Annotated in this window: 11 protein-coding genes; 7 read left to right on the top strand and 4 right to left on the bottom strand. The window is 59.0% G+C overall.

The window, feature by feature from the left end; translation table 11 throughout:
- Window positions 1-113 precede the first annotated feature (113 nt).
- Complete coding sequence (locus tag SH661x_RS02545; RefSeq protein ID WP_437227698.1) at window positions 114-1,712, top strand: ABC transporter permease subunit; 1,599 nt, start codon at window positions 114-116, stop codon at window positions 1,710-1,712.
- Window positions 1,712-2,455, top strand: coding sequence for an amino acid ABC transporter ATP-binding protein (locus tag SH661x_RS02540; protein ID WP_437227696.1), 744 nt, complete (start codon window positions 1,712-1,714; stop codon window positions 2,453-2,455). Before SH661x_RS02545 ends, SH661x_RS02540 begins: the two co-directional genes overlap by 1 nt.
- Window positions 2,456-2,482: 27 nt before the next feature.
- On the opposite strand, the gene SH661x_RS02535 is transcribed toward SH661x_RS02540, so the two are convergent.
- The gene (locus SH661x_RS02535) at window positions 2,483-6,319 is read right to left on the bottom strand and encodes a hydantoinase B/oxoprolinase family protein (RefSeq protein ID WP_437227694.1); all 3,837 of its coding nucleotides are present in this window, start codon (window positions 6,317-6,319) and stop codon (window positions 2,483-2,485) included.
- 215 nt (window positions 6,320-6,534) lie between these two features.
- Between SH661x_RS02535 and SH661x_RS02530 the strand changes: the two genes are divergently transcribed.
- From SH661x_RS02530 to SH661x_RS02520, 3 genes are all read left to right on the top strand, one after another.
- Complete coding sequence (locus SH661x_RS02530) at window positions 6,535-9,132, top strand: tetratricopeptide repeat protein (RefSeq protein ID WP_437227692.1); 2,598 nt, start codon at window positions 6,535-6,537, stop codon at window positions 9,130-9,132.
- Window positions 9,133-9,229: 97 nt separating this feature from the next.
- On the top strand, window positions 9,230-10,213 hold the full coding sequence (hemB, locus tag SH661x_RS02525; RefSeq protein ID WP_437227690.1) for a porphobilinogen synthase: 984 nt from the start codon (window positions 9,230-9,232) through the stop codon (window positions 10,211-10,213).
- A 43-nt stretch (window positions 10,214-10,256) separates the two neighbouring features.
- A complete protein-coding gene (locus SH661x_RS02520) occupies window positions 10,257-10,670 on the top strand; it encodes an ester cyclase (protein WP_437227688.1) in 414 nt (137 codons plus the stop codon).
- Window positions 10,671-10,707: 37 nt separating this feature from the next.
- On the opposite strand, the gene SH661x_RS02515 is transcribed toward SH661x_RS02520, so the two are convergent.
- The 3 genes from SH661x_RS02515 to SH661x_RS02505 are packed head-to-tail and all read right to left on the bottom strand — an operon-like array spanning window position 10,708 to window position 12,369.
- Complete coding sequence (locus SH661x_RS02515) at window positions 10,708-11,034, bottom strand: hypothetical protein (protein ID WP_437227686.1); 327 nt, start codon at window positions 11,032-11,034, stop codon at window positions 10,708-10,710.
- Entirely contained in the window at window positions 11,031-11,801 is a 771-nt protein-coding gene (locus SH661x_RS02510; protein ID WP_437227684.1) for a phytanoyl-CoA dioxygenase family protein, read from the bottom strand. The genes SH661x_RS02515 and SH661x_RS02510 overlap by 4 nt, the downstream gene beginning before the upstream one ends.
- A gap of 46 nt (window positions 11,802-11,847) precedes the next feature.
- Entirely contained in the window at window positions 11,848-12,369 is a 522-nt protein-coding gene (locus SH661x_RS02505; RefSeq protein WP_437227682.1) for a hypothetical protein, read from the bottom strand.
- 152 nt (window positions 12,370-12,521) lie between these two features.
- Between SH661x_RS02505 and SH661x_RS02500 the strand changes: the two genes are divergently transcribed.
- Both SH661x_RS02500 and nadB read left to right on the top strand, forming a co-directional pair.
- Complete coding sequence (locus tag SH661x_RS02500) at window positions 12,522-13,964, top strand: metal ABC transporter permease (protein WP_437227680.1); 1,443 nt, start codon at window positions 12,522-12,524, stop codon at window positions 13,962-13,964.
- Between the two features lie 100 nt (window positions 13,965-14,064).
- Complete coding sequence (nadB, locus tag SH661x_RS02495; protein WP_437227679.1) at window positions 14,065-15,690, top strand: L-aspartate oxidase; 1,626 nt, start codon at window positions 14,065-14,067, stop codon at window positions 15,688-15,690.
- Window positions 15,691-15,737: the final 47 nt, after the last annotated feature.

Below are 15,737 nucleotides of genomic sequence, written 5' to 3'. Positions count from 1 at the left end.
GTGGGGCACGTGCGAAAATTCGCCCTGTCAGAAAAAACTCCTGCCGATTTTCTCGCGACAAAATTCCGCTCACCTGCCATACTCTGGCGACCATTGAATCCGGGAGATCGGCATTGTCACGACGTTCACTGATCTGGAATTCGCCCGTCGCGCGCCTGTGCCTGCTGGTCTGGTGCGTTCTCGTTCCTGCCCGCTTTTCAGCTCATGCCGGTGAAGGGCTGCAGCGTGTTCTCCAGCGCGGAACATTGATCTGGGGAGCCGACCAGGAAGGGGGCGGGCCGTTCGTCTATCCCGCTCCCAATGACCCCAACAAGCTTGAAGGTTTCGAAGTCGAACTCGCTGAGATGATCGCCGAGTCGCTGGGGGTCAAAGCGAAGTTTCAACAGGGCCAGTGGGAAAAGCTGCCGGACCTGCTCGACCGGGGTGACATCGATATCGTGCTCAACGGCTATGAATGGTCTCCCATTCGGGCCGAACGCTACGGGGTTTCGCTCCCTTATTACATCTACGAACTGCAGCTGCTGGCGCGGAAGGACGACCAGACCCTCCGCTCCTGGGACGATCTTGCCAATCCGCCGGATGGCAAGAAAAAGCGGGTTTCCGTCCTCGGTGGGTCCGCTGCCAATGACTACATGGTGCAGCGATTTGGGGATAAAGTCGAGATCGCCCGGTTTGATGGAACGTCCGACGCCATGCGGGCTGTCGAGCTCAACGCCGACGGAGTGGATGCGAACTTGCAGGACCTCCCCATCTGGGTGTTTTACAAGGATGGATTCCCGCGTTTGACCGCGATCGGGAATCCCGTCGGCCGGGGTTATTACGTCTCGATGGTTCGCAAGAACGAACCTGAGTTGCTGGCCGCTGTGAACAAGGCATTGTTTCAGGCTTTGCAGGACGGAAGACTCCGGAAGATTCTCGCGAAGTACGGACTTTGGAACGAAACGCAGATGATGCGGGCCCTCGAGCTGAACCCCGCAGGGGAGTTCGTCGGAGATATCAGCGCCAGCCAGAATTCCGATGCTGCCGATGGACCAAACGACGAGACTTACATTCCTGTGCGTGGCTGGGAAGTGGTGAAGCAACGAGGCTGGTTGCTGGTCCAGTCCGCGGGGATGACCCTGCTCCTTTCCGTCACCGCCATGCCGCTGGCCATCATGATCGGCCTGCTGATGGCCGTGATGCGTCGGTACGGTCCATGGTATCTCGCCAAGCCCGCCACGCTGTACGTGGAACTGGTCCGTGGCACCCCGCTGGTCCTGCAGCTTTATGTCATCTTCTTTCTGCTTCCGGAAATCGGCATTTCGGTCAATGCGTTCTGGGCCGCGGTGTGCGGACTGGCGATGAACTACTCCGCGTACGAAGCGGAAATCTATCGTGCCGGTCTGCAGGCGATTCCACGCGGGCAGATGGAAGCTGCTGAAGCCCTCGGATTCGGACGGTGGCTGGCCCTGAGAAGAATCATCATCCCACAGGCCACCCGCATTGTGATTCCCCCCGTGACGAACGACTTCATCGCGCTGTTCAAGGACACAGCGGTCTGTTCGGTGATCACCGTCGTGGAGTTGAGTAAGCAATACTATATCCAGGCCCGCAGCACCGGCGCGATCATCGAGCTGGGGATCCTGACCGGCCTGCTGTACCTCGCCATGAGTTATCCCCTGTCCGTGCTGGCAGCCAGACTGGAACGCAAACTCTCTCCGGATCGCCGCTGATGATCTCTCTTCACAACATCGTCAAACGTTTTGGCCAGAACGAAGTGCTGCGGGGGGTCTCCCTGACAGTCACCAAGGGAGAAGTCTGCGTCCTGCTGGGCCCGTCCGGCGGCGGGAAGAGCACGCTGCTCCGCACCATCAACGGGCTGGAAACGTTTGATGACGGCGAGATCCGGGTGGATGAGATTTCTCTGCTCCCGACGCCCGGACCGACCCGCGATGCAGCACTGGTGAACATTCGCCGACGCGTGGGGATGGTCTTTCAACAGTTCAACCTGTTCCCCCACCGGACGGTGATTCAGAACGTGACGGAAGCTCCCGTTCATGTCCTGGGACGACAGCCAGAAGAGGCCCGACAGCAGGCGAAACAACTGCTGGAACGGGTGGGACTGGGAGACAAATGCGATGTCTGGCCCAGCTCCTTATCAGGCGGCCAGCAACAGCGCGTGGCCATCGCCCGGGCATTGGCCATGAAGCCCGAAGTCATTCTCTTCGATGAACCGACTAGCGCACTCGATCCTCGCATGACCGCGGAAGTGACCAGCGTCATGACCGACCTGGCCAAATCGGGACAGACAATGATCGTCGTCACCCACGCGATGGGCTTCGCCCGGACGGTTGCCAATCAGGTTCACATCCTGCACGCAGGGACCATTGCCGAATCCGGACCGCCGGAACAGATCTTCGCCGCTCCCCGTACCGAGATCACAAAAGAGTTTCTCGCCGAAGCCCGCCGGGCGTAGAGCAGTCTCAGCACATCACACGCCGGTTCACCGACCGTACCCGCCGCCCCCCGGGGTTTCGATGATCAGACGATCGCCCGGCTGCACCTCCAGTTGAGCAGCACCCGGCAACAGCTCGACATCTTCCGCACCCGCTTTGATCAGCAGATTCTGCCCCAACGCGCCGGGTTGCCCCCCGTGCAGACCGAACGGGGGATAGGGCCTGCGTCTCTGAGTGAGCAACGACACTTTCAACGGACGCTCGAATTCAAATTCGCGTCGAATCCCGTTCCCGCCCGGATTTCGGCCTGCTCCCCCAGAAGAAGCTCGAACTGCGAACTGGTTGATGCGGGCGGGATAACGATTTTCAAACACTTCCACATCCGTCAGTCGCGTATTCGTCATGTGCGTGTGAACGGCATCCGCACCGGGCGCAGCGGCCGTCGCACCCGCTCCGCCGCAGATGGTCTCGTAATAACCAAACGTGGCATCACCAAACGTCAGGTTGTTCATCGTCCCCTGACTCGCTGCTGCCAGTCCGAGGGCCCCCAGCAGAACGTCCACGACCCGCTGAGAAGTTTCAACATTCCCTCCCACCATAGCAGCACACTGGCTTCGATCTTCCAATACCGGAGGATTCAGCAGACACTCAGGAAGTTTGATCTCGATGGGACGCAGAACACCGCTGTTGAGTGGGATCGGGTCGTCGATCAGGCAACGGAACACATACATCACAGCAGCGGTAACAATCGCCCGGTTCGCATTCAGGTTCGTCTTCAGAACCGGACCAGTTCCGGTGAAATCCAGTTCTGCACGGCCATCTCGAATTGTGATCCGCACCGCAATCGGAGAGCCGTCATCCAGGTGATCGGTCCGTTCGTAGACTCCTTCGGGGAGCGAGGAAAGAGCCCGCTGCATTTTGAATTCGGCAGCTTCCTGAATGAACCCCATGTATCGCTGAACCCGCTCGCGGGAACATTGTTCGACCAGTTCCTCCAGCAACCGGACGCCGACCTGATTGGCAGCCATCTGAGCCGAGATATCCGCGAGATTGTCCTGCGGGTTACGACTGGGCCATGAGCCCGAGGTGAGTCGCTGAAGAAGTTCATCGCTGCGGGAGACGCCGCGATCGAGCAGTTTGAAGTTGGTGATCAACACTCCTTCTTCCCCGAGTAACCTCGAGAAGGGTGGCATGCTTCCCGGGGTGATCCCGCCAATTTCCGCATGATGCGCGCGGCTGGCAGTCAGAAACAGAAGTTCCCCGCTTACTGAGTCATGAACCGGCGTGACCACGGTGAGGTCAGGAAGATGAGAGCCGCCGGCATAGGGATCGTTCGTCAGAAAAACATCTCCGGGATGAATGACCGGATTGTCCCGCAGCAGGCAGCGAATCGTTTCTCCCATCGCCCCCAGATGGACCGGGATATGAGGGGCATTCACGACCAGCCCACCGCTCGCGTCAAACAAAGCACATGAATAATCGAGTCGTTCTTTGACGTTCGTCGAAATGGACGTCTTTCGCAGCGTCACCCCCATCTGCTCTGCGATCGAGGCAAAGCGGTTATTGAAGATCTCCAGCTGCACTGGATCCGCGACGTCTTCGACGGATTCGAAACCGCGTTGCTGGGGTGCGTCGGGCAACGCAATGAGAACTTCGCCGGTCTCCTTCACTGTGGCCTGAAAGCCCGGCTCGATCCACAGGGTCGAACCGGAATGACAGAGAATCGCTGGCCCGTCGATCGATTGGCCCCCTCGCAACTGTCCGGATTCAAAGACTTTCGCCTGAACGAACTGCTGATCGAACCACGCAGGAGTCGTGGCGATCTCAGTGGGAGATTCGACATTCGTGCTCAGTCTCGGTGGCTGGGCGTGGTCGAGTCGCCCGATCACTTCTGTCGCGAGCCCCACGATTTCAAGAGGACGGGACGTGTGCAGATAGCCGTAAAGCTGCTGGTGCTGAGCTTCGAACGCCCGCTGATAGTCTCCATCTTGCGGAGTTTCAATGAGGATTGCGGACTCCACTCCGCGGTATCGCAGATTCAGGGACCGTACCGGAGCTGCAATTCTTTCCTGAGGGATCCCCTCTTTCAGAACTTCCCCCCTCAGTTCTGATTCCAGTGACTCGAACTCTTCCGAGAGTTCTGAAACGGCAGCTGGCGAGTACGGTTTCAGAACAGATCGCTCACCACGTCGGCGAACATCGGCCAGCCCCATGCCGTAAGCACTGAGAATCCCCGCATACGGATGCAGGAGAATCGTTCGGATATTCAGCATGCGGGCGAGGGCGCAGGCATGCTGTCCCCCAGCTCCGCCAAAACAGACAAGGACATGATCAGCGGGGTCATAACCTTTGCGAATGGAGATCTGCCGGATGGCGCGCGCCATCGTTTCATTGGCGATTTCGATAAATCCCTGGGCGAGTTCTTCGCGGCTGTAGTTTCGCGGAGATCCCGACGAGTTGATGGCATCCCGAAGTTCATCCAGCTGTCGATCGACGGCGGGACGGTCCAGGGGGAATGGAAAGCGATCCGGCAAAACCCTCCCGAGTGCGACGTTCATATCGGTGATCGTCAGCGGGCCCCCGCGTCCATAACACGCCGGTCCGGGGTCGGCCCCTGCACTCTCGGGCCCCACGCGCAGCTGGACGCCATCGTACTGGCAGAGACTTCCTCCCCCCGCTGCGACCGTTTCGATGGAGAGGACCGAAGAGGCAATGCGGATCCCTGCCTTCACCGTTTCCGATTCCAGGTCCAGCTTCCCTCCAAAACGGGAGACGTCCGTGCTGGTCCCTCCCATGTCGAAACCGATGGAGTTCTGAAAGCCGTTCTGCCGGGCAATGGTGGAGAAGGCAATGACCCCGCCTGCTGGCCCGGAGAGAATGCTGTCTCGTCCGGAGAAATCGTTTCCGTGAATGAGCCCCCCCTGCGATCCCATGAGTTTGAAGGTGCTGCCCGGTCCCAGTCGGGATTGAATGTCCCGCACGTAGGTCCGCAGAACGGGATTCAGATAAGCGTCCAGCACCGTAGTTTCCGCCCGGGGGACCAACTTGATGACCGGTGCCACTCGACTGGAACGGCTGATTTCGACAAAGCCTGCTTCCCGGGCGAGTTCCTCGAGACGAACTTCGTGGACCGGGTTGCGATACGCATGCAGCAGACAGATTGCGAGTGAGTTGATTCCCTGCTCCGCCAACGCTCCCAGCTGTTGACGAGTCCTCTCTTCATCCAGCTCCCGCAGCACTTCGCCTTTCGCATTGAGTCGCTCTTCCACTTCAACGACGATCCGGGTCAACGGTTCGGGTTTGTGAATGTCGAGCACAAACAATTCCGGGCGATCCTGATTTCCGATCAGGAGGATGTCACCAAAACCTTTTGTGACCAGAAAGGCAGTCTTCGCCCCTTTCCGCTCCAGCAGGGCGTTCGTTCCCCGGGTTGTTCCCATGCGGAGATCGATCGGCGGAATCGATTCATCGAGCCGCAATTGAAGCAGCCGTCTGACGCAGACCAGCGGAGCGGATTCCTCAGACTGCAGCTGATACTTCTCGCCCGATCCGGAGCCGGGAAATGGCGAACTGAGCGTCAGTTGTCCGTCCGGGGACGATGCAACGACGTCCGCCTGCCATGCTGGAGAATCGATAGAATGTCCTGATTGGATCCGCCAGCCTTTCCAGAAATCGGGCGGAACCTCCGCTCGCTGGCGGTCGAGAATCGTCATCCCGGACGAACTCTCGATGACTCCGTGGACGGCGCCGGAGCTGAGCGTCTTCCAGGTGATCAGCTCTCCCTGCGGGGTTTCCGCCACACAATCCGTGAACGTCCCCCCCACATCAATCCAGAACTGCCAGCGTTTCACAATACGTCTTCTTTCGATTTCATCTACGCTCATGTGCACTGTTGGCTCTTCCCGGCGCGAGTCCATTTTTAACAGATTGCCCCCAGCTGCGACAAAGTTGAAGCCACGCAGGTCTGCTGCACTCGGAGAGTGCAGCCTACATCGCTCGCATTCTCCGGGTGCGGGAATTCACACTCGCGTGGCTTTCTTGCGTCGAACCGGTCTTTTCAGGACGATGTAAGCAACAGTTCAACCCCGGAAAGGTATTTGTGGACGAACCTCAGGATCATCGTGACAGTGTCGATCAACAGCTGGCGCAGCTGGCTGAGCGGTCGGAACAGCTCTATCTCGACTGCAAACTTCGTTCGGCACTTCGAGTCTCCAAAGAGTCGGCACGGCTGGCTCGGACGGAAGGCCGTGTCATCAATTACATGCACGGTCTGTTCGACATGATGAGATTCGGGCATGGACTGCTCGATCCGCAGATGACGCGTGAAGCCGCTGTCGAACTGGTCGTCCTCCTGCAGGATGAAGAGCAGGCCCGCCGGATTCAGCCTGACCTGGACGAGCCTCAGTACAACTGGATCTGCGCCTGGATGTCGAGCTGTGCCTATGACAACCTCGCGGAGGCCACGGGACTGATGGCGGGGTACAACTCGCCGGGAATGCATGAATGCATCAATGAAGGGATTCAGGTCTGCCGACAGACCGGGAAGACGGAATGCATCAAGTGCTTTCGTGAGTACGCTGCCGATGTGTACCTCGCGGGGGACGACACCGCCATGGTGCGTCACCAGTGCCAGATGCTGCTCGATCATCGGGATGACGATGAACAGCGAGACCGCCGCTGGGCTGCACATCAGAAGCTCGGCTGGATCAATCTTCAGGAAGGGCGATTACTGAAAGCGGAAGCCGACCTCGAGAAAGCGCTGGCACTCTGCTCTTCCGAGAAGGTCTATCTCAAGCTGCGATCGAGCACCTTGGTCAGCGCCGCTCTGGATGAAGTTCGATTGCTGCTGGAAAAAAAAGATCAGCTGACGGCACCGACGCTTCCGGCCGATTTTGATGTCAGTGAATGGCCCCGCATGGAGCTGGAGCGGGCCAAGGTGGACGCCCTGCAGGCAGTGCTGGCTGGAAACTTCGAAGAAGCCACGGAAATTCTGACGGAATGGGACCGCCGCCTCACCGAGCTGCGCTGTCTGAAGGACTGGTTCGAAATTCGCTTGCGGCTGGTGGCTGCTTATCTGCTCGCTGGAAACCGCCGTCGGGCCGAGGCGCTGGCAAAAGGTCTGGAAGCCAAAGCACAGGAAGCTCAGGATCATTTCACGCTTCGTCGCTGGCAGCGGTTGATGGACCCCAATAATGAAGTCTGCCCGATTCCCCTACTGGCGAAACTGGATCCCGGACCTGACGCAGGCGTGATCGACTCCGACGCAATGGACGACGCGGAAGCTGAATCAGTTAAAGGAGACGCGGACATCGTCGACTCCGGTTCCCCTCTGTCCGGCGTTCTTGCCGACTACATGCAGCAGATTCTGGCAGCTCAGGAGGATGAACAGGCCCGCCGGAAGATTTTAAATTCGATCCTTTCACACGAACCCGCCAGCGTGGAAGAGGCGGGTGATGCTGCGTATCTCGTCCACCTTTCCCGGTACGTCGCGGACGGAACAGATGACGCCCTCCGGATCTGGAAATGGGCGGACCGGATGCGTCGGAAGTTTGCCGAAGATGCGGTGATGCTCAACGTCGTGGCATCGCTCGGACATTATTTCCGCACAGCGGACGCTGACACGTTCCATGAGCTCATTTCCAACTCCGACCTCGAACAATGGTTCCGCCTGTCGTTGTCGCTGAATCCGAATCATCCTCGAAATTATGCCCGGGCCGGGTCATTTTTCCTGGACGAAGGTTTCTCCGGGGATGCCGAGCAATGCTTCGCCCGGGCGTTTCGACTGGACCGCACGGAAGGGGCTGTCGCTCATCAACTCGCGGACATCTACCGGGAAACCGAACGTCCCCGTGATGCGCTGGCTGTCCTCGACATCTGCCTGCGCAAAGGGACCACCGATGCGAATGTGGCCTGGGAAGCAGCCATGACCGCCCTGCAGCTCAACCAATACGACATGCTGCTGACGTATCTCGACCGCTACGAAGTGCTCGCGAAGCAGGAGCGAACATGGCTGCATTACTACCGGGGACTGGCACTGTTCCGACTGGGACGATTCGAAGAATGCCTTTTGGAACTCGATGAGGAACTCCGGTTCGATCCGCCCGGACGACTGCATCTGCATGTCATCCGACTGTGTGCGCTGGATCGACTCGGTGACACCAACGGAGCACGCGCGGAGCTCGAAGAGTTTTTGAAGCTGCGGTTTGTGGATGTCGACTATCTGTCGCTGCATGGACTGGTGCGGCTGTCAGAAGCACTCTGCGATGCCATTCAGGACTGGCCTCAGAACGATCCCTTGCGGAGACGCGTGGCCCGTCGACTCCTGCGGGCTGGTCTCCTCTCGGACGACTTCCTGAATGACTTGCGGCAGGAGAATGAAGAATCCGCCCACATCCGGTTTTTCCGGGTGCAGGTCCGGCAGCCGCTGGATTCCACATGGCCGGACTCGGAAGGATGCCTCGCCGGTCAGCAGGGCTGGAACGACTACCTCATCGACTGGGGCGTGCTGGCGGAGACGGAATCCGAGGCAATCGACCGGGTTCTGGAACTTCAGAACGTCTGTGAAAATGTCGAGGCAACGGTCGTCCACGCAGATGGCGGGGAAGAGACATTTCGCGAACGGCCGGGGGTCGTCTGGCAGGGGTATCGCCGCAACGAAGCGGACCGGCAGGAAGAGGTTCACGGCGGAGAAGCGTAAAATCAGACGGGTTGAGCAGCACGCTTGAAGTGTGTCGCTCAACGTTCACAATTCAAAGACCCATTCCGGCAACTCGACGCTTTACTCTGGACTACTCATGTTTCCTTCCACGCGACTTCGCCGACTCCGACGCCATCCCCAGCTGCGGGAACTCATCCGCGAGACGACACTCTCCCCGCGCGACCTGATCCTGCCGCTGTTCGTCCGGCACGGTCGGAATCAGAACATTCCTATTACGTCGATGCCCGGGCACAGCCAGCTCTCCATTGATCTCCTCGCCAAAGAGATCAAGGAGATCGACCAACTGGGCATTCCCGGGGTCATTCTCTTCGGAATCCCCGAGAGCAAAGATCCGGAAGGCTCGGACGCCTGCTCGGACGGAGGAATCGTCCAGCAGGCGATTCAAACGATCAAAGAAGTGAATTCCTCACTGCTCGTGATCACAGATGTCTGCTTCTGCGAATTCACCGATCATGGCCACTGTGGAGTGGTCAACGACTCCACCGGCCGGACTGATGTCGCTAACGACGCCACACTCGAACTGCTGCAGGAACAGGCGATCAGCCATGCCAAGGCGGGAGCGGATATGGTCGCCCCCAGCGGGATGATGGACGGCATGATCGAAGCGATCCGCGAAGGTCTGGACGCGGTCGGCTTCGAACACCTTCCGATCATGAGCTACGCCGCGAAATACTGTTCCGGATTCTATGGTCCGTTCCGGGACGCTGCGGAAAGTGCTCCGAAGTTTGGCGATCGCGCGACGTACCAGATGGATCCCGCGAACGGCAATGAAGCGATGCGGGAAGTGGAACTGGATGTTGGCGAAGGGGCCGACATCCTGATGGTGAAACCAGCCCTCAGCTACCTGGATATCATTCGCCGGGTTAAAGAGGCTTATCCCGAAATCCCGCTGGCTGCGTATAACGTCAGCGGGGAATACGCGATGGTGAAGGCGGCTGCCAAGAACGGCTGGATCGATGAACAGCGAGTGGCTTTGGAAATTCTCACCAGTATCCGCCGGGCCGGAGCCGATATGATTCTCACTTATCACGCCAAGGATGTCGCCCGGTGGCTTGATTGAAGTACTGATTCGACGCTCCCACACTTTTCGGATGACCTTCCGGATGAACCAAGACCCTCTCCTCGTGGTACAACGCTGGTTCGAAGAAGTCTGGAACCAGCGGCGAGTCGAAACCATCGACGAACTGCTGGTAGCCGAAAGCGTCTGTTACGGCGACGACGGTCCGGTCCGCGGTCCGGAAGAATTTCGACGCAGACAGTACGAGCCATTTGTGGCAGCGTTTCCCGATTTGTGGATTCGCGTCGAAGACACGCTCGTCGAAGGGGAACAAGTGGTTGTCCGCTGGCACGCGACCGGGACTTACACCGGCAGTTCAGACCTGCCCGGAAGCGGAAGCCAGGTGGACGTAACGGGCATCACCTGGATACGGGTCAGCAACGGCAAGTTGATGGAAGGCTGGCAGCAGTCCGGAATCCAGCTGGCAATGCAGTCGCTGCAGACCCCGCCGACTGAGTAACTCCGGCTCCGATCTTCGAAACTCAATCGCACTGCGTTCAGGTCCCCGCGTTTCCAGTCCACTCTCTATGCTGGGGAATCATGACTTCCTCGCCCCACGTCTGAAGATGGGGATAGACCGTCGTAACCGGCCACGGCAGTCGCTCCTGACGAGTCGCCCAGGTCAGATGCACGATCGCGACGCGCCCCGACCCGTCCAGGAATTCAAACAGGGCGTCATCTCCGTTCCCGCGGGCGATGAGACGGACTGGTGCTCCAAAAAGTGGATGACCGGGCGGAACCTCCAGCTTGAGCTGTCGCAGGAAGGTTTCATGAAACGCCGCGCTCTGGTCTTCCGTGGACCACCAGGGTTCGAGCCAGATCATGTGCGTGATTCAGCGGTTGTTGAAGAGTGACGGCCGACGGAATTGTTCCATTGTAAGCCGCCCGGGAGATCTGCCGCAGCATATTCGATATGAATGACCCGGCGGTTGCCGACCTTCTGGGACGCTGCCGAGGCGTGCAGCGTCATCGGACACATCCCAACAATTCCTCCGCTCCCGACCGTGCACGTCACTTCCGGAACCCTGGCCTTCCACTCGTCCAGCTTTTCATCCAGCCATCCATACAGATGCGAACCGGGAAGAACCCGTAAGGGGCCGTTGTCAGCCCCGCAATCATCCAGATGCACGCGAAGCGCCACCATCTGTGCAAGCACTTCCGACGGCGGTTGTACCTGCCAGACACCGACTTTCTGCGACCAGCTTGAAAACCCCGGAACCTCGACACGTTCCTTCACCGAGATCACGCTGTCCTGATGCCAGAACAACGACCAGTTCGCACCCGGAACTTTGTCGAAGAAGATCGCCCGGACAGCAAATGCCTGAGCACCAAGGACAGAAGTTGCGAGACTCAGAAGTCGATCTTCACTCGCGATCGCCCGCACCTGCGGACAGATTTCAAGCAGATTCCGGACTCCGTAGACGTTCCGCTTTCGGCGAACTTCTTCCCCTTCCGGAAGTGATTCCATGGCCAGGCAAAGCTGATGAACTTCATCCGGAGTGAAGACCCGCTCACGGATGAAGTACCCGTTCGCCCGATAAAAGTCCGTGAGCTCCGAGACAGGTGATTGGCCACGGGATTCGGTCAGCATGAATTGTCTCACCCCAGACGACTGCGAGAATCTGCTCCCCATGCAATCAATGCTTCGCAGCAGTCTCGCTGGCAGCGGGTGTGTCAGATGTCGGCTTGGCGGGGGCTGGTCCGTGTGAAGCGTTCATCTGGATCAGCACCACGCCGACAATCACCAGCAGGAACCCGGCAATCTGAGCGGGGGGAACGTGATGGGAACGGGAGAGAATTGTCCCGACAATCGCGGAGACCGCTGTCGCTCCCCCGAAGACAACGGGCATCACCAGCCGGGCATCTTTCGCGGAGAACATGGCGTAAGTCAGGGTGAGAGCACCGAAGGCTCCCAGGGTTCCCGCGATGAATCCCCATTTGATCGATTCGGGTTTGAAATTGAAGTTCCCCCCGGAGGCCTTCACCGCCACGATTCCGCCGATCATCCCCCAGATCAGGTAGGCCAGCCCGATAAAGATGTACGGCTTGAAAGGGGATTCGCCCAGGGTGCGAGCCTTTCCCAGTGCAGGACCGTAGAGCCCCCAGAAAATGGCTGTGCAGATGGCGAACAGGAGTCCCAGCAGTTTTTCGTTAGACATCTTCTTCCTCAAATCCAGCAACTCTGGAGGGTAAACAACCGCAATCCCGCAATCGGTGCATGCTAGATGCCGGAGAACTTTCGGGAAAGTGCAGGGAACATTTCCTCGACACTGACGCCTTTTGTCAGCTGCGGTTCTGCTATTATCCCGGAATGATTTCGTGTCCACTGCCATCACTGGTCCTCACTGCTCCGCTCGCTGCTGTCGAGTGGCACACCTGGGATACGTGGATCGTGATCACGGCAGCTCTGGCAGCGATGTCCTGCACTCTCCCCGGAGTCTGGCTGGTGCTGCGGCAGCAGAGCATGATGGGAGATGCACTGAGCCATACCGCATTGCCCGGAGTGGTGCTCGCGTTTCTCTTCGGTCAGTGGCTGCACACCTCCGGATGGGTCTCTGCGGACGGACTGGCGGGACTCCAGCCGGTTCTGTTGATCGGCGGGGCAATCCTGATCGGCGTCCTGACCGCGATGATGACAGAAGCTGTCCAGAAGCTCGGACGGGTAGAAAGCAACGCAGCTCTGGGAGTCGTGTTCACATCGCTGTTCGCGCTCGGACTCCTGCTGATCCGACTGACGGCGGATGATATTCATCTCGATCCAGACTGTGTGCTGTTTGGCCAGCTGGAACTGGCTGTCTGGGAGACTGTCCCGGTCTTCGGCACGCAGGTTCCTGTGGCTGCCCTGACGAACGGGGGTCTGCTTCTGCTGAACGCGGTGCTGCTCGTTCTGTTCTTCAAGGAATTGCGGGTCGCTGCCTTCGATCCGGAAATGGCGACGTCTCTAGGAATTCATGCTGGGTGGCTGCATTACCTGCTCATGGGTTTTACCGCTGCGACCGTGGTCACTGCCTTTACGTCCGTGGGGAGTATTCTGGTCGTGGCGATTCTGATTGTCCCGGCAGCGTGTGCCCAGCTGGTCTGTCACCGTTTATCAACGATGATTCTTCTCAGCTGTTCGATCGCCGCTGCGAGCGCTGCTCTGGGACACCTTATGGCGAAGACGGTCCCGGCCATGATCTTCGCTCGACTGGGATTTCCGGATGTGCAGGATGCTGGAACGCCGGGAATGATGGCGGTCGCCTGTGGAATGTTTTTCGTTCTGCTGTTGATCTTTTCTCCGCAAAGCGGTGTTCTCGGGCGCTGGCTGTCGCGAGTCTCATTGATTTTCAAAATGGCGACCGACGACGTTCTGGCAACGCTGTATCGATATGAAGAGAGTTCGGACCATCGGGGGGCCTCCCCGGCGGAGGTTCATCGTCAGACCAACTGGATCAAGCCCACCACCTGGAAACTGGTGCTGTGGCGGCTGAAGTCTCGCGGGCTGGTGAGCGGCGCCGAGACGTTGCATCTCACATCGACGGGAATGGAACAGGCAGCGTTGCTCGTCCGGTCTCATCGGCTGTGGGAATCTTATCTGCACAAACATTTTCAACTTGAAGATCAATCACTTCACGAATCGGCCCATCGCGTGGAACACTTCCTGGACCGGGAACTGCAGTCACAGCTGGATGCCGAGCTGGAGTCCCCGGAAGTCGATCCACAGGGAAAATCGATCCCCGCAGCGGATTCGATCGAACCCGCGAAAGAGAATTGAGAGAACGGTTCGAATGGTTGAAGGTTGATGGTTTAAGGTTGAATACAGATGCACCCCTAACTCCTAACTCCTAACTCCTAACTCCTAGTCCCTCCCCTCCATGCACGCCATTGAATATCAACCGCGACGGCGGTATCTGGCCCGCTTCAATCCCAAGCGGATCCCGCACGTGTTCACTGACGTGCTGGTGATCGGAGCGGGAATAGCCGGCATCCGCGCTGCCCTCGAAATCGATCCCCGACTCCGGGTCGTGATCGTCACCAAGGATGCCATCAATCTCTCGAACAGTGCGTGGGCTCAAGGGGGAATCGCGGGGGCCCTGGATCCTGCAGACAACATTCAGGACCACGCTGACGACACGATGACCGCCGGTGCCGGTCTGTGCGAACCGGAAGTGGTTCGAAAAGTGGTCGAGGCAGCACCCCGACTGATTCGTGAGCTGGCAGCCCTGGGAGCCCGCTTCGATCAGAAGGACGGAAACATCGCGCTGACCACCGAAGGGGGGCACAGCCACCCGCGGGTCGCCCATGCACTGGGCGATGCCACGGGGAAGGAGATTATGCGGGCGTTGATCGACACCGTGCGCGGAGCGGACTGGACGGAGATCTGGGAAAAGACTTTTACGATCGACCTGCTCACTCACGCTGGCCAATGCAGAGGTGCCCTCGTCTGGAACGCTCATCACGGCAGGACGTTCGTCTGGGCGAAACAGACCATCCTGGCCACGGGAGGGGCCGGGCGGATGTATCGCGAAACAACCAACCCGGATATTGCGACTGCCGATGGCCACGCCATCGCGTTCCGCGCCGGAGCGGAACTTCGCGATATGGAGATGATGCAGTTTCACCCGACAGTTCTCTACATCGCCGGCAGCAGCCGACATCTCATCTCCGAAGCAGTTCGAGGTGAAGGGGGACAGCTGGTCGATGTAACCGGGTATGCCTTCATGCAGGATTATGATCCACGCGGAGCACTCGCACCGCGAGACATCGTGAGCCGCGCAATCACCGATCAGATGGAAAAGACCCGGCATTCGTGCGTCTATCTGGACCTCACCCATGTCGACCCCGCACATGTGCGCGAGCGGTTTCCTCACATCAGCCAGATGTGCCGCGAGTTTGGTCTCGACCTGACACGCGACCGCATTCCGGTTCGTCCCGGAGCACACTACATGATTGGCGGACTGACGGTCGACGATCAGGCCCGGACGACTCTGCCCGGGCTCTGGGCTGCGGGGGAAGTGACGTCCACCGGACTGCACGGAGCCAACCGGCTCGCGAGTAACAGCCTGCTCGAGGGTCTGTATTACGGTGTTCAGGCAGGCCGGGGAGCTTCGGATGCGGCCCTGCAGATTCCTGACAACTTTGTGGTTCCTCCTTTGCAGTCGGAGTGGCCGCAGGATGTGATGGAACACGATGACCTGAACCTGACCGACCTGCAGAACTCGCTCAGTGCGATCATGTGGCGAAATGTGGGGATCCGTCGAGATGAAGCGGGTCTCAGCGCCGCAGCTGCTCAGGTCGACTTCTGGGATCGCTACGTCTCGCTGCGGGAGTTCAATTCTGTCCCGGGATGGGAGCTGCAGAACATGCTGCTGGTCGCTCGACTGATGATCGAATCAGCACTGGCCCGGCGGGAAAGCCGCGGCGTCCATTTCCGCAGCGACTACCCCGATACCGATCCCGCGATGGCGTCGCATGTCACGATTCAGAGAACGGAAACTTAGGAGCGACGATCGTTTCCGGGAGCTGAAGAGGAACCACGGAAGGCACG

Source organism: Planctomicrobium stercoris, from assembly GCF_051465655.1.
Classification (GTDB): Bacteria; Planctomycetota; Planctomycetia; order Planctomycetales; family Planctomycetaceae; genus Planctomicrobium.
This window is presented reverse-complemented; position numbering and strand designations above follow the sequence as displayed.

Bases quoted from the DNA above. Each gene is read 5' to 3' on its own strand.
- SH661x_RS02520 (WP_437227688.1), top strand. From the start codon at position 10,257: ATGAACCAAGACCCTCTCCTCGTGGTACAACGCTGGTTCGAAGAAGTC.
- SH661x_RS02505 (WP_437227682.1), bottom strand. From the start codon at position 12,369: ATGTCTAACGAAAAACTGCTGGGACTCCTGTTCGCCATCTGCACAGCC.
- hemB (WP_437227690.1), top strand. From the start codon at position 9,230: ATGTTTCCTTCCACGCGACTTCGCCGACTCCGACGCCATCCCCAGCTG.
- SH661x_RS02515 (WP_437227686.1), bottom strand. From the start codon at position 11,034: ATGATCTGGCTCGAACCCTGGTGGTCCACGGAAGACCAGAGCGCGGCG.
- SH661x_RS02535 (WP_437227694.1), bottom strand. From the start codon at position 6,319: ATGAGCGTAGATGAAATCGAAAGAAGACGTATTGTGAAACGCTGGCAG.
- SH661x_RS02510 (WP_437227684.1), bottom strand. From the start codon at position 11,801: ATGCTGACCGAATCCCGTGGCCAATCACCTGTCTCGGAGCTCACGGAC.
- SH661x_RS02500 (WP_437227680.1), top strand. From the start codon at position 12,522: ATGATTTCGTGTCCACTGCCATCACTGGTCCTCACTGCTCCGCTCGCT.
- SH661x_RS02540 (WP_437227696.1), top strand. From the start codon at position 1,712: ATGATCTCTCTTCACAACATCGTCAAACGTTTTGGCCAGAACGAAGTG.
- nadB (WP_437227679.1), top strand. From the start codon at position 14,065: ATGCACGCCATTGAATATCAACCGCGACGGCGGTATCTGGCCCGCTTC.